The organism is Streptomyces sp. RK9, assembly GCF_045070545.1.
Lineage (GTDB): Bacteria > Actinomycetota > Actinomycetes > Streptomycetales > Streptomycetaceae > Streptomyces > Streptomyces alboflavus.
Genome location: NZ_CP173704.1, coordinates 2,026,738 through 2,044,139 on the forward strand (window position 1 = coordinate 2,026,738; position 17,402 = coordinate 2,044,139).

A 17,402-nucleotide genomic window follows, 5' to 3' on the forward strand; every position below is an offset into this window, starting at 1 on the left:
CATGCGGGTACGTACGCGTGTGACCGCCGCCCTCGCGGGAGTCGGTGCCCTCGTCGCCCTCTCCGGCTGCGGCAAGGCCGACATGTCCAAGCAGGCGTCGCCGTACGCCAACGCGGCCGGCGCCAAGACCGTGACGCTGTCCGTGCAGTCCTGGGTGGGCGCGCAGGCCGACGTCGCCGTGGCCGAGTACCTCCTCAAGGAGGAGCTGGGCTACCGCGTCGACAAGGTCCAGATCGACGAGATCCCCGCCTGGGACGCCCTCAGCCAGGGCCGCGTCGACGCGATCATGGAGGACTGGGGCCACCCGGACCAGGAGCAGCGCTACATCAAGGACAAGAAGACGATCGTCCCCGGCGGCGGCATCGGCGTCACCGGGCACATCGGCTGGTACGTCCCCACGTACTTCGCCAAGAAGCACCCCGACGTCACCGACTGGAAGAACCTCAACAAGTACGCGAAGGACTTCCGGACGCCGGAGAGCGGCGGCAAGGGCCAGCTCATGGACGGCTCCCCGTCCTACGTCACCAACGACAAGGCCCTCGTCGAGAACCTCGACCTCGACTACAAGGTCGTCTTCGCGGGCTCCGAAGCGGCTCAGATCACCCAGATCGAGCAGTTCGCCAAGCAGCAGAAGCCCTTCCTGACCTACTGGTACAAGCCCCAGTGGCTCTTCAAGAAGGTCCCCATGACGGAGGTGAAGCTCCCCGCCTACAAGGAGGGCTGCGACGCCGACCCCGCCAAGATCAAGTGCGCCTATCCGCACACGCCCCTCCAAAAGTTCCTCAACGCCGACTTCGCCAAGAACGGTGGCAAGGCGGCGGAGTTCCTGAAGAACTTCAAGTGGTCCGAGGCCGATCAGAACGAGGTCTCCCTCATGATCGCCGACAAGAAGATGTCCCCCGAGGACGCGGCGAAGAAGTGGATCGACGCGAACGAGTCGAAGTGGCGGGGGTGGCTCCCGAAGTAGCCTCGCGGGGGCGCCCCAGTCCCGCCCCTTTCCCGAAACTGGGGCTCCGCCCCAGACCCCGCTCCTCAATCGCCGGAGGGGCTGGATTTTCCAGCCCGTCCGGCGATTGAGGACGAGGCGCGGAGCGCCGATTGCGGGGGTCCGGGGGCGCAGCCCCCGGGTTCGGGAAGGGGTGGGATTGGGGAATGCCCCGCAGGGCCTGCCTACCCCAGCCCCTCCGCCACCCCCCGCAGCGCCTCCATCGCCCGGAACAGCAACCCCGGCCCGAAGGTGACCCGGGTGGCGCCCAGTTCGCCGAGCCCCTTGGGGGAGGGCCCGCCGGGGAGGTAGACGAAGTTGAGGGGCCCCTCGATGCCGTCCCGGAGGGCGGGGATCACGTCGAGGGGGGCCTTGATGACGTAGACGCAGTCGGCCCCGGCCTCGACATAGAGCCGGGCCCGCCGCAGCGTCTCGTCCAGGTCGGCGACCCCACGGATGTACGTGTCCACGCGGGCGTTGATGAACAGCTCACCCCCGGCGACATCCCGCACGGCGGCGAGGAAGTCGGCCTGCTCACGCGGATCCTTGAGAGCCCCGGCCCCGTCCTCACCACCCCGGGAGTCCTCCAGGTTGCACCCGACGACCCCGGCGTCGAGCAGCCGCCCGACCAGCTTCCGGGCAGGCAACCCGTACCCGTCCTCGACGTCCGCGCTGACCGGCACGGACACGGCCCGCGCGATCCGCCCGACGGCCTCGAACATCTCCCGCGGCGGCACGGCCCCGTCGGCGTACCCGAGGGACGCGGCGACGCCCGCGCTGGGCGTGGCGAGCGCGGGGAACCCGGCCTCCTCGAAGACGCGGGCGCTGGCCGCGTCCCACGGCCCGGGCAGGACCAGCGGATCACCGGGCGCCCGCCCGTGGTGCAGCGCCCCGAACGCCTCGGCGCCGGCGGTCACTTGGCCGCACCGGCCTCGGCGGCGGGCCGGTGCGCGGTGGATCCCGGCGTGTAGTGGCCCGGCACCATGCGGGTGGTCACCGCGAAGCGGTTCCAGCCGTTGATGAGGGTGATCGCCGCGATCAGGTGGGCGAGTTCGGTGTCGTCGAAGTGCCGGGCGGCGCGCTCGTACACCGCGTCCGGCACGAAGCCGTCGGTGAGGACGGTGACGGCCTCGGTGAGCTCGATCGCCGCGATCTCCCGCGCGGTGTAGAAGTGCTTGGACTCCTCCCACGCGCTGAGCTGGACGATCCGCTCGACGGTCTCGCCCGCGGCGAGCGCGTCCTTGGTGTGCATGTCGACGCAGAACGCGCAGTGGTTGATCTGGGAGGCGCGGATCTGGACGAGTTCGAAGACGACCGGGTCGACGCCCTTCTTGGCCGCGGCGGCGAGCCGGATCATGGCCCGGTACGCGTCGGGGGCCAGCTCGGCCATGTTGAGGCGGGGGGTGTGCTCGGGGAGGCGGTCGGTGTGGGCGTGGGGAGTCGTGTTCGTCGCACTGGTCGTCGTCATGCCGTCGAACCTACGCCGAGATTAGCCCACAGGTATGGTCCATTCCCATGGATGATTCCTGGGCCAATCGGGGCGACGAGAGCGGTTCCGGCAACGGCGGCTGGAGCGTCGACCTCCATCTGGACACGGGGGGCACGGGCGCCCGCTCGGGGGTCCGCAAGAGCCTCACCGACGCCCTGCGCGAGGCCGTGCGGGGCGGCCGCCTCGCCCCCGGGACCCGCCTCCCCTCCTCCCGCACGCTCGCCGTGGACCTGGGCGTCGCCCGCAACACGGTCGCCGACGCGTACGCGGACCTGGTCGCCGAGGGCTGGCTCACGGCCCGGCAGGGCTCGGGCACCCGGGTCGCCGAGCGCGAGGTGCCGCGCCCGGTGGCCCCCGCGCGCCCGCCGAGGACGGGCGGCGCCCCGCTGTACAACCTGATGGCGGGCACGCCGGACCTGGCCTCGTTCCCGCGCGCGGAGTGGCTGAAGGCGGCCCGCCGCGCGCTCGCCGCCGCCCCCGACGACGTACTCGGCTACGAGGACCCGCGCGGCCGCGTCGAACTGCGCACGGCCCTCGCCTCCTACCTCGCCCGCGCCCGGGGCGTGCACGCCGACCCGGACCGGATCGTCGTCGTGCCCGGCTTCGCGCACGGCCTGACCCTCCTCGGCGAGCTGTTGCACGCGCGCGGGCTGCGGAGCGTCGCCGTGGAGTCGTACGGCCTCGACCTCCACTGGGAGCGGCTGACCCGGGCCGGCCTTCGCACCGTCCCGCTCGCCTTCGACGAACTCGGCACCCGCACCGACGGGTTGGCGGACCACCGGGCCGTCCTGATGACGCCCGCCCACCAGTTCCCGATGGGCGTACCGCTGCACCCCGACCGGCGGGCGGCGGCCGTCGACTGGGCGCGGCGCGCGGACGGGCTGATCCTTGAGGACGACTACGACGGGGAGTTCCGCTACGACCGGCAGCCGGTCGGCGCGCTCCAGGGGCTCGACCCCGACCGGGTGGTCTACCTCGGCACGGCCAGCAAGTCCCTGGCCCCTGGCCTTCGGCTGGCCTGGATGGTGCTGCCCAGCGAACTCGCCCTGGAAGTCGCCGAGTTGAAGTACGCGGCCGGGGCCGCCAGCAGCTCCCTGGATCAGGTGACGTTGGCTGAGTTCATGGAGTCCGGGGCCTACGACCGGCATGTGCGGGCCTCGCGGCTGCGGTATCGGCGGCGGCGGGATCAGCTGGTCGACGCGTTGGCCGGGCGGGCGCCGGAGGTCCGGGTGAGTGGGATCGCGGCGGGGCTCCACGCGGTGGTGCGGCTCCCGCCGGGGTCGGAGCAGGCTGTGGTGCGGGCCGCGCACTGGCAGCGGCTTGCTCTTCAGGGGGTGTCGCGGTTCCGGCATCCGCTGGCCGGGGGGCCTGTGGAGGACGCGCTGGTCGTGGGGTACGGGACGCCTCCCGGCCACGCGTGGGAGGCGGCCCTCGCGGCCCTGCGTCGCGCCCTGCCCTGACCTCCGGTCCGGCTGGGGCTGCGCCCCTTTCCCCCGCTCGTCGGCGCTCCGCGCCTCGCCCTCAAACGCCGGGCGGGCTGGGAATCCTCGCCTCGGCCTCAAGGGCGGGGTGGGCTACTCCGCCTCGGCCTCGAACGGCAACCCCGGGATCAGCGCCCCAGCCACTCCTCGAACGTCGTCGGCGCGATCCGGGCGCCCTCGCCAGGAAGCAGCACCTCGCCCGCCATCGACGTGCCGAACATGCCCGACCACGTCGGGATCAGCTTGACCTCGCGGCCCCGGGCCCGGTGGGTGCGGCGGGCCATGTCGACGAGGTCCTGGGTCTCGGGGCCCGCGACGTCGGCGTAGCGGCCCTGCGCCCGGGGGCCCGTCGCGATCTCCGCTAGGACGTCCGCGATGTCGGTGGGGGCGATCGGCTGGACCAGGAGGGGGGCGATCGTGGCGACGCCGTCCTGTTCGGTCCAGCCGGCCACCATCTCGGCGAAGTCGTGGAACTGCGTGGCCGGGACGACGGTCCACGGCACCGGGCCCTCGGCGACGAGGCGCTCCTGCTCGCGCTTGCCGACGTAGTGGGCGTTGCCGTCGACGCGGGACATTCCGACGATGGAGAGCAGCACGTGGTGGCGGACGCCCGCCTTCTCCTCGGCGGCGAGCAGGTTGCGCGTGACGGTGCCGAAGAACGCGACGGTCTCCTCCGGGTCGGTGGCCGTGCAGTTGGTCGTGTCGACGACGGCGTCGACCCCTGCGAGGGCGGCGTCGAGCCCTTCGCCGGTGAGCAGGTCCACGCCGAGCGAGCGGCTGATGCGGACGACCTCGTGGCCCGCCTTCTCCAGGGCGGTGGTGGTGAGGGCGCCGATGTTCCCGGTGGCTCCGGCGACGGCGATACGCATGACGGTTCTCCCCTGGACGGTGGGTGCGGGCACGGTCGTGGCCGACGGGGAGACGGTATCTCGGACTAAATCTATCCGCAATATCCGGGATCTGGGATGTCCGAGATAGACTCGGGGCCATGAAGCTGCCTGTGAGTACCGAGTGGGTGTTGCACTGCGCCACGTCGCTGGCGCAGCTTGAGCCGGGGGCGACCGCGTCGGCGGCGCAGCTCGCGGGCCACTTCGGCGTGCCGCAGGCGTATCTGGCCAAGCAGCTCCAGCCCCTGGTCAAGGCGGGCGTCCTGGCCGCGACGACGGGCCCGCGGGGCGGCTTCCGCCTGGCGCGGCAGGCGGCCGAGGTCACGCTGCTCGACATCGTCGAGGCGGTGGACGGCGCGGCCTCTCCGTACGAGTGCCGGGAGATCCGGCAGCAGGGGCGCGGCGCGCTGCCCGCCGAGGACTGCCGGGCGGCGTGCCCCATCGCGGCGAAGATGGCCGACGCGCACGCGGCGTGGCGCGCCAGCCTGGCCTCCGTGTCCCTCGCCGACCTCCTGGCCGAGATCCCCGAGTGGGCCCCGGAGCGCACCCGCCGCCTCCTGACGGGCACGGCCTGACCGTCGGACGCGGCGGGGGTCCCGGTGCGACCGAGATCTCCGCTCTTGTCGTGACGAGAGGTCAACTACCCGACTTCTGCGATCAGTTGACCCGCAGTCGCACACCTGTCTAGAACTCCTCCCAGTTTTCCGTTCACTGCTCCTGGAATTCCACGGGGCGGCACTCCGTGCTGCCCGCATTCGGAAGCGCAGAGAGGTAGTCGCACAGTGAGAACTGGTCATCGCGGGCCGTTAGCCGCCCTCGTCATCTCGGCGGTGGTCGCCACGGCGCTGCCGCACGTCGCCTTCGCGTCGGAGCCCGACGCCGTACCGGAACAGAGACAGAGACAGGAACAGGGGCAGGGCACGGGGCAGGCGGATGCTCCGGCGCCCCGGGCCGCCCCGCCCAAGGACCCGCCCGCGCGGGCCTATCCCCGCAACTCGCCGCGCCTGAAGGTCACCTACGGCGCGGCAGGTGCCACCGCCATCGAGGCCCCCTCGACCGTCCATGCCACCGGCCCCGAACTCTCCTGGCCCAAGGCCAAGGGGCGCGACGTCGTCGGCTATCAGCTGCACCGCTCCCCGAAGGCCGACTTCCGCCCGACGACCTCGACCCTCGTGGCCGACCTCGGCAAGGGGGCCACACGCCACCGGGACACCACCACCGCGCCGACTCCGCAGTCGAGCCGCACCGAGACCGGGCGCCGCTACGCGTACCGGGTCCTGGTGAAGACCAAGGACGGCCGGCTGCTCGGCTCACCGGTGCGGCGCGTGGGCGTGCCGAAGGCGGGCCACACCCTCCGCGTCGTGGCGGCGGACAAGGGCGTGGGGAAGGCCCGGGACGCGCTGGAGTTCTCGATGGCGGGGATCCCGAAGAAGGCCCGCGTCCTCGACGCTCGGGTCCACCTGCGGGCCGGGAACGGCAAGGACCTCTCCCGGGACGCCACGGCCCTCGCCCGCCGCCTGCTCAAGGACCCGAAGGCCGGCAAGGGCCTGCCGGTGAAGGCGGAGGCGGCCGACCCGGGCCGCGCCCGCCTCAGTGTCGTCTACGCGACCCCCACCCCCTGGGACACCTACTACGCCCCGGGCACCCCGACCCGCATGACCGCCCGCAACACCTATCCCGTGACGGTCACGGTCACCAACACGACGACGTCGGCCTGGCCCGCGGGCGAGCGGCAGCTCAGCTACCGGTGGGCGTTCCCGGACGGCTCGGACGCCACGTCCGGCGACAACCAGCTCCGTACGGACGTCCCGGCCCTCGCGGCGGGCGCGTCCGCGACCGTGCGGGCCGAGGTCAAGGCCCCGCCCGTCGACGGCAACCGCCGCGCGGGATTCACCCTGACCTGGGACGTCTACAACAAGGCCGACGACTCCTGGCTGTCGCAGAAGCCCGGCATCGGCGGCCTCGCGCAGGCGACGGCCGTCGAGGACCCGACGGCGGACCGGCTCGGCCTGGAGAAGTACCACGCGTACACGGGCAAGAACACCGGCGCGGGCTCGACCCTGATGTCCAACGTCGGCTCGGGCAACGCCGTCTGGTCGTACGACGCGTTCAGCAACCCGGGCCGCGGCATCAACACCTTCGCCCGCTTCACGTACAACGCGCAGGACACCTCCGACGGGCAGCTGGGCCACGGCTGGTCGGCGCAGGCGTCGGGGCCGCTGCGGCTCGGCGCCGTGCTCGACTTCCACCCGGACGTGAATCCGGGCGAGGCGTACGTCGTCGACGGCGACGGCACCCAGCAGATCTTCCGGAAGGACGGGGGCGGGGAGTGGAAGCCCTCGCCCGGGTACCACTACCGCCTGAAGGCGAAGGACGGCGCGCGCACGTCGTGCCTGCCGGGCGTCGACCCCGAGGTGCCGGACGCCTGGACGCTGACGCGGCCGGACGGCACGCGTTTCCTGATCGGCTGTGACGGCTATCTGACCTCGGTCGTCGACAAGAACGGCAACACGCAGACGTACGCGTACGAGCTGCGCGACTCCGGCAACCGGCGCGTGAAGTTCCTGACCGCGATCAAGGACCCGTCGGCGCGCACCACGCTGCGGCTCGACTACTACCGGCCGGGCGACGCGACGTACGAGTACATCGACGACAAGGGCGAGAAGGCCTCGGGCAAGGACCTCTGGAACCCGAGGATCCACGACCACCTGAAGTCGGTCACGGACGTCTCGGGGCGCAGGATCGCCTTCCACTACACGGAGAAGGGCCATCTCGGCCGCCTCACCGACGGCGACGGATCGGCGCAGCCCAAGGTCTTCAAGTTCACGTACGACGCGACGCAGGGCGCCAAGAACCCGAAGCTGACGAAGGTCACCGACCCGCGCGGCCACAGCACAGGACTCGACTACTCGGTCACCGCCGAGACCGACTACCGCTGGTCCACGAAGACGGTCACCGACCGCCTCGACGGCACGACGGACTTCGCGTACAAGAAGCGGCAGGGCGGCGGCGACGAGACCCGGGTCACCGACGCCGAGCGGCACTCCTCCACCTATGAGACCGACGACGGCGACCGGCCGGTGAAGGTCGTCAACGCCAAGTCCGAGCACACGAAGATGGGTTGGGACGGCGACAACAACGTCACGCTCCTGGAGGAGAACAACGGCGCGAAGACGGCGTACTGCTACGACGAGAAGACCGGCTATCCGCTGTGGGAGCGGTCGGCGGAGGAGAACAAGGACGGCGTGCCGCCCGCCGCGGACTGCGCGCCCGGCAAGTCCCCGGCGCACTCGACCCGTTACGAGTACCAGACCCGCGAGGACGGCTACGTCGCCGACCTGAAGAAGAAGACCTCGGCGGAGAACCGGACCTGGGAGTTCGGCCATGACGCCAAGGGCAACCTGAAGAAGGTCACCGACCCCAAGGGCGTCTCGACCCCCGCGGACGGCGACTACACGACGACGTACGACTACGACGCGTACGGCCAGCTGACCAAGGCCACCGACGCGGTCGGCAACCCCACCCTCCACTCGGACTTCGCGCCGTCCGGCTACCCGCGCACCACCACGGACGCCCTCAGCAAGGTCACGAAGACCGAGTACGACGAGCGCGGCCAGGTCACCGCCGCCGTCGACGCGCTGGGCAAGAAGACCACCCAGACCTACGACACCTACGGCCGCCCGCTGGTCTCGAAGGTCCCGAAGGACCAGGCGGCGGGCGAGTACATCACGACCCCGGCGCCCGTGTACGACCCGAACGACAACGTCGAGAAGTCCACCGCCCCGAACGACGCGGTGTCGACGGCCGTCTACGACAAGGCCGACCAGGTCACGTCGGCCACCGCGCCCAAGGACACGGACACGTCCGGCGAGCGCAGGACGCTCTACACGTACGACAAGGTCGGCAACCTGCGCACGACGACGGAGCCGAAGGGCGTGGCGACCCCGTCGACCCCCGACGACTACGTCACCACGAACACCTACGACGAGATCTACCAGCTGACCGCCGTCACCAACGCCAAGAAGGAGAAGGTCAGTTACCTGTACGACGGCGTGGGCAACCCGGTCCGCGTCATCGACCCGAAGAAGAACGCCACCTCCGACCCCGACGACTACACCACCAAGACCGACTACGACATGAACCACCGCGTCGTCGCGGTCACGGACGCGGCCGGGCGCACGACGAAGCAGTCGTACGACAAGGACTCCCTGGTCGTGTCCGCGACCGACCAGGAGAACAACACCACGAGGAACCACTACGACGAGCGCGGCAAGCTCGCCGTGACCGAGGTCCCGCACGCGGACAAGACGCTCCGCACGACGAAGTTCGGCTACGACGAGGTCGGCAACCGGATCAAGGTGTTCACGCCGCGCAGCGTGGCCGCCGACCGTCCGGACGCCTTCGTCTCCGAGACCACGTACGACGAACTCAACCGCCCCAAGCGGCAGATCCAGCCGTACGACCCGAAGGACCCGCGCTACAACCGGAAGGTCTGGACGGAGACGACGTACGACGCGGTGGGCCGGGTCGAGAAGGTCTCGATGCCGCCGTCCGAGGGCGAGCAGACCCGCAACGACACGACCTACGGGTACTACGACAACGGCTGGGTGAAGTCGTCCAAGGACGCGTGGAACATCACCACGACCTACGACTACAACAAGCTCGGCCAGCAGAGCGCCCGCCAGCTCACCTCGGCGGCGGGCTCGTCCAGCCGCACCATGCGCTGGGGCCACTACCCGGACGGGAAGCTCAAGTCCCTCGACGACGACGGGATCCCGGTCGGGCGCAACGAGGTCCTGGGGGAGGCGGCCCAGAAGCGCGGGAGCGCCGGGTGGAAGCTGCCGATCCCCAAGTCGGGGACGTACACGGCGTACGCGGACCGTACGGGTGACGGCAAGGGCTGGGTGAAGCTGTCCACGAAGTCCTACGAGAAGAACGAGATCACGACGCTCACCGCCGCGGGCGCCTCCAAGGTCAAACTGGTCCGTGACGCCTCGGCGGAAGCGGACACGGAGAACAAGCGCTTCGCGTACGCCTACGACGTCAACGGCAACCTCACGTCGATCGACGACAAGTCCACGGGCACGAAGGTCGACGCGTACACGATCTCCTACACGGGCCTGAACCAGGTCGAGAAGGTCGTGGAGGCCCTGGCGGGCCAGGAGAAGAAGGCCACGTCGTACACGTACGACGCGAACGGCAGCCCGGAGACGCTGACACACCCCGACCAGTACGCCAAGTACACCTACGACCTGCGCGAACTCGTCAAGACGGCCTCGGTCGGCAAGTCCGCGTCCGACACATCCCCGAAGGTCACGTCGTACGACTACACCTGGCGCGGCGAGAAGAAGCAGGAGACGAAGGCCAACAAGAACACGGTCGACTACACCTACCACCTGGACGGCGCCCTCAAGTCCCAGACCGAGAAGAAGCCCAACGGCACCCTCGTCTCCTCGCACACCTACGCCTACGACCCCAACGGCAACAAGGCGCGGGACGAGGCGAAGAAGATGAACGCCGACGACGCCTCGAAGTACCTGTCGTCCACAACGGACTACACCTACGACCCGGCCGACCGCCTCGCGAAGTCGACCCGCACCGGCGACGGCGCGGGCACGGAGACCTACGTCCACGACGACAACGCGAACGTCATCTCGCAGACGGTGAAGGGGAAGACGACCACGTACGGCTACGACCGGAACCGGCTTCTGAAGGCGGCGTCGGGCGGCGCGGAAGCCTGGTACCAGTACGACCCCTTCGGCCGTCAGGAGACGGTGACGAGCGGCGGCAAGGTGGTGGAGCGGAACACGTACGACGGCTTCGACCGGGTCAAGCGGCACGAGAAGGACGGCGGCGGGTCGCGTGCCCTGAAGGCCACGACGTACGCCTACGACCCGCTGGACCGCACCGCGAACCGCACGGACTCCAGCGGCAAGAAGACGGACTTCAACTACCTGGGCATGTCCGGGGAGGTCCTCAGCGAGGACGTCGCGGGCAAGCTGACGAAGTCCTACCAGTACAGCCCGTGGGGCGAGCGCCTCTCCCAGGTCAAGCACGCCGCCGACGGCAAGACCGAGGACACCTACTACGGCTACAACAGCCACACCGACGTCGAGTCCCTGACCGACAAGGAGGGCAACGCCAAGGCCACCTACGGCTACACGGCCTACGGCAACGCCGACCCCGCCGACTTCACCGGCATCGACAAGCCCACGGCCACCGACCCCACGAAGGAGTCGTACAACCCGTACCGCTTCAACTCCAAGCGGTGGGACGGGGAGTCGGGGACCTACGACATGGGCTTCCGGGACTACAGCCCCGGACTCAACCGCTTCACGACCCGGGACATGTACACCGGGGCGCTGGCGGACATGGAGCTGGGATCCGACCCGCTGACGGGCAACCGGTACGCGTTCGCAGGAGGCAACCCCACCACGTTCCTGGAGTTCGACGGCCACGACTTCGGCATCCCCAGCATCACCAACACCTTCAAGGGCATGCGGGAAGGCCTGACGAACGGCTTCAAGGAGGCCGCGAAGGGCGGCGCGAAGCTCGTGGGGAAGCGCAATCCCGTGAGCAACGGCTTCAGTCTGCTCAGGATCCTCGGCGTCCTCGACCAGAATCCGGTGGACCGGGCCATCGACTCGGCTGTGGACCGGGCGGCGAGTGCGGTGTTCGGAGAGGATTCCCAGGGCGGGGCCGGTTCGGGACGCCGAACGCCCGAGCAGCGCTGTGGCTCGGATTCCCGGTCGCAGCGCTTCAATTACCAGCCGCTCAAGGACGGGGCGCCCACGGGGGCGACGGCCCTGATCTGCCCGGAGGACCTCAAGGCACCGAACAGCAGGAGCCCTCGCCCCAGGTCCCTGACCGAGCCGCCCGGCTATGTGGGGAAAAGGGACAGGGACGGTCTGTGGATATTCAATCGGTCCCACATCATCGGTGACCGGTTCCACGGAGAATGGAGGCGGGAGAACGTATTCACCGGATACGCAGAGATGAACCAAGAGGGCATGAAGGCCTGTGAGGACGACATGGCGTCGGCGCTCAGCAGTGGTCAACCGGTGATGTACTCTGGCCAGTTGCACTACGGGAACGGACGTCAGAACCTTCCGACGTCCATCACCATGACAGCCTCGACTCCGAACGGTCTGCTCTTCAGGGAGACCGTGCAGAACAAGCCAGGAAAGCAGGTGACCTGTTGAGCGTCCAAGAGTTGGAGCAGGAGCTCCCCGAGCTCTTGCGGCATCGTGCGCCGGCCACCCGGGCCATCGATTGGGAAGGGATTTCCGAAGCACTCGGGACGGCGCTTCCTTCGGACTTCACGGAGCTGTCCGAGAAGTATCCCGCGCTCGCCATCGACGATTTCCTCTCGATTCACATCCCCGCCCCGGGTGAAGAGCGCTATTTCATCTCCGGGACGCGGAAACTGCTCGACGCGCTGCGGGACCGGCGGGACGCGGGGAGGTCGCACGGGTACGTGCCCCACCCCGAGCCGGGCGGGCTGCTGCCCTGGGGTGACTCCTCCGACGGCGACCTCTTCTACTGGAGGACCACGGACGAGGGCCCCGACACCTGGACGATCCTCGTGAGCGGGCGCAACGACGACTGGTGCGAGTTCCGGGGCGGCCTCACGGAGTATCTGGCCGGACTGGTCTCCGGGGCGGTGCCGCCCGACGGGCTGCCGCCGGACTTCCCGGGGCGGACGCCGAGCGTGGACTCCGACTGACGCGCGGAGCGTGACGCGGGGCGGGGCGGTGAGGGGATCAGCCCCCTCACCGCCCCGCCTGCCTGTCTGCCCGCGAGGGCTACCGCTCCACCCCCGCCCCCGCAGGCACCCCCTCCGGAGCCTCCCCGAACCGCGCGAGTGCCAGCGCCCCCGCCACCGCCACCGCGAAGCCGAGGATCGCCAGCCAGCCCAGGCCCTCCCGGGTGCGGTCGCCGAGCCAGACCACGCCGACCAGGGCGGGGCCGATCGTTTCGCCGATGACCATGCCTGCCGTGGCGGCCGTGACCGAGCCGCGTTGGAGGGCGGAGGTGAGGAGGAGGAAGGCGGCGCCGCCGCCGATGAGGAGGGCGTACGTCGCCGGGTTGGCGATCAACGCCCCCGGTGACACGTCGTCGATCAGGCGGACCGTGACCTCCACGACGCCGAAGCCGCAGCCCGCGCCCAGGCCGAGGGCGAGCGCCCGGCCCCGGTCGGGGAGCCGCCCGGCCGCGGCGCCGAGAAGGAGCACGGCGACGGCGACGGCCAGCATCACCCACCGCAGCGCCGTCGACCCGGCCTCGTCGCCCTCCGCCCCCGAGGCGAGCCCCAGCATGGCGAGGCCCGCGGACACCACGCCGACGGCGCCCCACTCCGTCCCGCTGAGCCGCACCCGCAGCAGCCGCGCCGCGACGACCGCCGTCACGGCGAGCGACGCGGCGAGCGCGGCGCCGACCGCGTAGATGGGCAGCGAGCGCAGCGCGACGATCTGGAGGAGGAAGCCGAGGCCGTCGAGGGCGAGCCCGGCGACGTACCGCCACTGCCGCACGGCGCGCAGGAGCAGCGCCGGGTCGACGCCGGAGCCCGTGCCGGGCGCGGTCGCGCGCGCGGCGACCGCCTGGAGCACCGACGCCGTACCGAAGCAGACTGCTGAACCGAGCGCGCAAATCATCCCAAGAGACACGAAAGGACAGTAGATCAGGGAGCGTCGAGCGACCCGTCGGCGGGGCGCGCCGCGTCGTCATCTACCCTGCGTCGTCGGTACGTTTCGCAGACGCAACGGCAGTAGCAACGGCAGTGGCAACGGCAGTGGCAACGGCAGTGGCAACGGCAGTGGCAACGGGGGAGCGGGAAGTCATGGGTGGAGACATACAGAAGCGGCGACGGGTGCGGTCAAGCACCGTCGCCCTCGGTTCCATGGGCGTCCTCGCCGCCGCCCTCACGTCCTGCGGCTCCGAGCCGGACAAGCGGTGCGTGGATCGCGACAGTTACGACGTGCTCAGCGGGTACCGGGTCGTCAGCGACCAGTTGTGCAGGAGCGGCGGCAGCGCTCGCGCCTACGGCAAGGGCGACGCCGACTGGTACTACGACTCCGACGTCCGCCGCGGCTACGCCGACGACGGCACCTTCAGCCGCAGCGAAGCCGTCGACCGGGACGGCTTCGGCTGCTCCGGCTCCGGCGGCGGCTGAGCGGCGAGGGCGTCGCGCCATGGAACGCCGCACCCTCACGCCCCGCCCCGGCTGGCAGCAGACCGTCGAGGAGCAGGGCCTCATCTACCCGCTGACCCGCCACCCCGACGGCGAACTGCGCCCGTACTGGGACGAGTCCGCGTACTACGTCTTCAGCCTGCCCGAGGTCGAGGCCCTGGAGGAGGTCGTCGAGGAGCTGCACGCGATGTGCCTGGCCGCGGCCGCCCACCTAGTCGAGCGCGACCGCCTCGCCGACCTCGGCATCACGGACCCGCGCCTCGCCGCCCTCGTCACCGAGGCCTGGCACCGGCGCGCCGAACTCCCCTCCCTGTACGGCAGATTCGACCTCCGCTACGACGGCACGGGCGCCGCGAAGCTCCTGGAGTACAACGCGGACACCCCGACCTCCCTCGTGGAGGCGGCGAGCCCGCAGTGGTTCTGGATGGAGGAGCGCTTCCCCGGCGCCGACCAGTGGAACTCCCTGCACGAGCGGCTCGTGGACGCCTGGAAGGCCCAGGCCCGGCTGCTGCCGCCCGTCGGCCCGCTGTACTTCGCGCACTCGGCGGGCGACGAGCTGGGCGAGGACCTGATGACGGTCGCGTACCTGCGCGAGACCGCCGAACAGGCGGGCCTCGCCACGGACGCCATCGCCATGGAGGACATCGGCTGGGACCGGCTCTCGCGCCGCTTCGTCGACAAGCGCCTGCGCTTCATCCGCTCCTGCTTCAAGCTGTATCCGTGGGAGTGGCTGACGACGGACCGCTTCGCGCCCTATGTGCTGGAGACCCTCGACAACGGCGGCGGTACGGGGACGACGCTCTGGATCGAGCCCGCCTGGAAGATGCTGCTCTCCAACAAGGCGCTGCTCGCCGTCCTGTGGGAGCTCTGTCCCGGGCATCCGAACCTGCTGCCCGCCTATCTGGACGGGCCGCGTGAGCTCGCCACGACGAGCGGGTACGTGGCCAAGCCGCTGCTGGGGCGGGAAGGTGCGGGTGTGACCGTCCATCCGGCCGGGGCCGCCCCGGCCGGTCCGCCCCAAGGGCCCCGCTGCTACCAGGAGTTGGCGCCCCTTCCCGACTTCGACGGCAATCGCGTCGTGCTCGGGGCGTGGGTCGTCGCGGACGAGGCCGCGGGGCTCGGGATCCGGGAGTCGGCGGGGCTCGTCACGGACGAGTACGCGCGGTTCCTGCCGCATGTGATCCTCTGAGGTGCGCCTCGCACGGCGCTAGCCGAGCCTGGGCTGGGTGCCGGGGTGCAGCTCGATCCGGACGTCGTCGTCGTCCTTGATGACGTACGTCGGGTCGGTGTTCTTCTGCCAGTCGAGCGGCAGCAGGTAGTAGCGCTGGTCGCGTTCGACGAGCAGGCGCAGGCCGCTGTAGCGGTAGCGGTAGTGGGTGCCGCGGCCCAGGTCCTCCACGGCGGGGCCCGGCGGGGCGAAGCTGAGGCGGTCGGTGCTGAGGACGATCACGGCCACCCGGCGCACGAGTTGCCCGGCGTCGTGGCGGGCGTCGTGGCGGCCGCGGTCCCCGGCCACCAGGGCCACGACCCAGATCAGGAAGAGGCCCGCGGCCAGGAGCGAGGCGGTGCGGCGCCACGGCGGCGGGGGCGCGGTGCCCGGGGGCGTGGCGGCGGGGGTGCGGCCGAGCAGGAGGCCCGCCGCGACGAGCAGCGGGGCCGACCAGGCGTACGGCTGGATCCACCGCCACAGCGGCAGCAGGGCGGCTCCGGCGGCGATGAGGACGGCGTGGGCGCGCGCCACGGCCCGGCCGGCCTCGCGCAGTCGGCGGACGTGGTGGGCGGGGACGCGCAGGGCGGTGAGGAGCCGGGGCAGGTGGGGGACGAGGAGGGTCAGGACGAGGACTTCCAGGGCGGGCAGGGCGGCGAGGCTCAGGCTGCGGACGACCAGTTCGAAGGTGTCGAAGCCGATGGCGAAGGTGTCGAGGTGGAAGTAGCCGAAGTAGGCGTTGGTGTAGATGTAGCCCGCGTAGAGCATGAGGGCGCCCGCGAACGAGGCGGCGCCGACGACGGAGTTGATGAGGTCGGCGGGGCTGCCGGCGGGAGCTTCCGGCGGGGCGCTCGGGGGGCGGCCGCGGACGCGGGCGGCCCGTCGTACGCCGGGAGAGCGCCCCGCGCCCGGTGCTCGCCGCACTCGGGGCGCCCGCACCGCACGGCCCACGGTCAGGCCCCCTCGGGCGAGGCGCTGCCGCTTCCCGGCGCGACCTGTGACGCCGCCGGGCTCGTCCCGGGTGGTGGTGTCACCGGACCGGGAGTGCCCGGCGGCCACGGGCACCGCTCCCCGCCGGCTTCCGGAGTCGCGCCCGGACTGCACTCCGGCGGATGCGCGGGCGTCGACCCGGTGACCCCCGGCCCGGGTGCCCCGGCCGGACCTGTGTCCGTCGGCGGCGGCTTGACCGGCGGCACCCCGGGGTCGCCGCCCCCTTGGGACCCGCCGCCGTCCTGGGTGCCGGACGCGGTGGCGGACCCGCTGGGGCCCGCCTGCGACGTGGGCGCGCCCGAGGTCGCCCCCGGCCGCCCCGGCACTTTCCCCCCGGGCCCGTCGGAGTGGCCGCACGCGGCGGCTCCGAGGCCCAGGACCATTACGAAGACGGCCGTGCGCACGGCCCTGCCGCCCCCGGTCACGATCCCCTGGCACAAGCGCATCGTTCCCCCTCACACCGGAACGTCCTCACAGTGTGTGAGCGCAGGATGGCACCGGTAGCGGGTGCTGCCCAGATCCGGGACGCGAATTCACCCCTGTGCGCCCCGAGTTGAGGGATACCGGGAGGCGTGCCGCCCTGCTACCCGGCCGCTTCCCGCTGCCCGACGGCCTCCCGCTGCCCGACGGCCTCCCGCCGCCCGGCGGCCTCCCCCTGCCCGATGCCCTCCCCCTGCCCCGCGTCGAACCGGCTGCGGGCCGTCTCGATCTCCGTCATGTACCGGTGCGTCCAGTCGCACATGCCGTCGATGGTGCGGAGCAGCGCCGTACCCGCCTCGGTCAGGCGGTACTCGACGCGGGGCGGCACGGTGGGGTGGACGGTGCGGTGGACCACGCCGTCGCGTTCGAGGCCGCGCAGGGTCTGGGTGAGCATCTTGTGGCTGATGCCGTCGACGGCGGAGCGCAGTTCGGTGAAGCGGCGGGTGCCCTCGCCGAGGGAGCTGACGATCAGGATGGCCCACTTGTTGGCGAGGCCCATGAAGACCTCGCGGGCGAGGGCGTCGGTGCGCGCCACCTCCGCCGCGTCGGCGCCGCCCTCGATCTGCCGGAAGCTCACGGGGTTCCCCTCTCACCGGGACGTGCCGGACCGTGCCTGCCTGTCACCGCGAGCGTACGTCGAGAGGGGGGCCGGGGCCGCCGGGCGTGGGCCCACAGGGCACCATGGGCGGTCGC

At 71.4% G+C, this 17,402-nt stretch carries 13 protein-coding genes; 7 read left to right on the plus strand and 6 right to left on the minus strand.

The genetic code is table 11. The features are described 5' to 3' along the window. Position 1: 1 nt before the first annotated feature. Complete coding sequence (locus tag AB6L24_RS29375; RefSeq protein WP_405660178.1) at positions 2-967, plus strand: glycine betaine ABC transporter substrate-binding protein; 966 nt, start codon at positions 2-4, stop codon at positions 965-967. A gap of 203 nt (positions 968-1,170) precedes the next feature. On the opposite strand, the gene AB6L24_RS29380 is transcribed toward AB6L24_RS29375, so the two are convergent. Together AB6L24_RS29380 and AB6L24_RS29385 are read right to left on the minus strand one after the other, a co-directional pair. Continuing rightward, positions 1,171-1,902, minus strand: a complete 732-nt coding sequence (locus AB6L24_RS29380) for an isocitrate lyase/phosphoenolpyruvate mutase family protein (RefSeq protein ID WP_405660181.1) — start codon at positions 1,900-1,902, stop codon at positions 1,171-1,173. After that, complete coding sequence (locus AB6L24_RS29385) at positions 1,899-2,453, minus strand: carboxymuconolactone decarboxylase family protein (protein WP_405660183.1); 555 nt, start codon at positions 2,451-2,453, stop codon at positions 1,899-1,901. Before AB6L24_RS29385 ends, AB6L24_RS29380 begins: the two co-directional genes overlap by 4 nt. Before the next feature lie 47 nt (positions 2,454-2,500). On the opposite strand from AB6L24_RS29385, the gene AB6L24_RS29390 reads away from it, so the two are divergent. Further along, entirely contained in the window at positions 2,501-3,934 is a 1,434-nt protein-coding gene (locus tag AB6L24_RS29390; RefSeq protein WP_405660185.1) for a PLP-dependent aminotransferase family protein, read from the plus strand. Between the two features lie 149 nt (positions 3,935-4,083). Here the strand turns inward: AB6L24_RS29390 and AB6L24_RS29395 are convergent, their stop codons facing one another. Beyond that, on the minus strand, positions 4,084-4,824 hold the full coding sequence (locus AB6L24_RS29395) for an SDR family oxidoreductase (protein WP_405660187.1): 741 nt from the start codon (positions 4,822-4,824) through the stop codon (positions 4,084-4,086). Between the two features lie 119 nt (positions 4,825-4,943). Here AB6L24_RS29395 and AB6L24_RS29400 point away from each other — a divergent pair, with 119 nt between their 5' ends. The 3 genes from AB6L24_RS29400 (at position 4,944) to AB6L24_RS29410 (ending at position 12,568) form a co-directional block, all read left to right on the plus strand. Beyond that, positions 4,944-5,417, plus strand: a complete 474-nt coding sequence (locus AB6L24_RS29400; protein ID WP_380853995.1) for an RrF2 family transcriptional regulator — start codon at positions 4,944-4,946, stop codon at positions 5,415-5,417. Between the two features lie 207 nt (positions 5,418-5,624). Continuing rightward, complete coding sequence (locus AB6L24_RS29405) at positions 5,625-12,044, plus strand: DNA/RNA non-specific endonuclease (RefSeq protein ID WP_405660189.1); 6,420 nt, start codon at positions 5,625-5,627, stop codon at positions 12,042-12,044. Beyond that, the gene (locus AB6L24_RS29410; protein WP_405660191.1) at positions 12,041-12,568 is read left to right on the plus strand and encodes a hypothetical protein; all 528 of its coding nucleotides are present in this window, start codon (positions 12,041-12,043) and stop codon (positions 12,566-12,568) included. Before AB6L24_RS29405 ends, AB6L24_RS29410 begins: the two co-directional genes overlap by 4 nt. Positions 12,569-12,647: 79 nt before the next feature. On the opposite strand, the gene AB6L24_RS29415 is transcribed toward AB6L24_RS29410, so the two are convergent. After that, positions 12,648-13,496, minus strand: a complete 849-nt coding sequence (locus AB6L24_RS29415) for a hypothetical protein (RefSeq protein WP_405663407.1) — start codon at positions 13,494-13,496, stop codon at positions 12,648-12,650. Positions 13,497-13,681: 185 nt separating this feature from the next. Between AB6L24_RS29415 and AB6L24_RS29420 the strand changes: the two genes are divergently transcribed. Both AB6L24_RS29420 and AB6L24_RS29425 read left to right on the plus strand, forming a co-directional pair. After that, complete coding sequence (locus tag AB6L24_RS29420; protein WP_405660192.1) at positions 13,682-14,014, plus strand: hypothetical protein; 333 nt, start codon at positions 13,682-13,684, stop codon at positions 14,012-14,014. Between the two features lie 19 nt (positions 14,015-14,033). Further along, positions 14,034-15,221 carry a glutathionylspermidine synthase family protein gene (locus tag AB6L24_RS29425; RefSeq protein WP_405660194.1) on the plus strand — a complete coding sequence of 396 codons (1,188 nt, stop codon included), beginning with the start codon at positions 14,034-14,036 and terminating at the stop codon, positions 15,219-15,221. An 18-nt stretch (positions 15,222-15,239) separates the two neighbouring features. Here AB6L24_RS29425 and AB6L24_RS29430 read toward each other — a convergent pair whose 3' ends face one another. Beyond that, a complete protein-coding gene (locus AB6L24_RS29430; RefSeq protein WP_405660196.1) occupies positions 15,240-16,298 on the minus strand; it encodes a hypothetical protein in 1,059 nt (352 codons plus the stop codon). A gap of 514 nt (positions 16,299-16,812) precedes the next feature. Further along, positions 16,813-17,286 (minus strand): winged helix-turn-helix transcriptional regulator, encoded by a 474-nt coding sequence (locus AB6L24_RS29435; RefSeq protein ID WP_405660199.1) that lies wholly within the window; start codon positions 17,284-17,286, stop codon positions 16,813-16,815. Positions 17,287-17,402 lie beyond the last annotated feature (116 nt).

Excerpts from the sequence above, each read along its gene's own strand:
- AB6L24_RS29375 (WP_405660178.1), top strand. The coding sequence starts at position 2 with ATGCGGGTACGTACGCGTGTGACCGCCGCCCTCGCGGGAGTCGGTGCC.
- AB6L24_RS29385 (WP_405660183.1), bottom strand. The coding sequence starts at position 2,453 with ATGACGACGACCAGTGCGACGAACACGACTCCCCACGCCCACACCGAC.
- AB6L24_RS29390 (WP_405660185.1), top strand. The coding sequence starts at position 2,501 with ATGGATGATTCCTGGGCCAATCGGGGCGACGAGAGCGGTTCCGGCAAC.
- AB6L24_RS29395 (WP_405660187.1), bottom strand. The coding sequence starts at position 4,824 with ATGCGTATCGCCGTCGCCGGAGCCACCGGGAACATCGGCGCCCTCACC.
- AB6L24_RS29400 (WP_380853995.1), top strand. The coding sequence starts at position 4,944 with ATGAAGCTGCCTGTGAGTACCGAGTGGGTGTTGCACTGCGCCACGTCG.
- AB6L24_RS29415 (WP_405663407.1), bottom strand. The coding sequence starts at position 13,496 with ATGATTTGCGCGCTCGGTTCAGCAGTCTGCTTCGGTACGGCGTCGGTG.
- AB6L24_RS29420 (WP_405660192.1), top strand. The coding sequence starts at position 13,682 with ATGGGTGGAGACATACAGAAGCGGCGACGGGTGCGGTCAAGCACCGTC.
- AB6L24_RS29425 (WP_405660194.1), top strand. The coding sequence starts at position 14,034 with ATGGAACGCCGCACCCTCACGCCCCGCCCCGGCTGGCAGCAGACCGTC.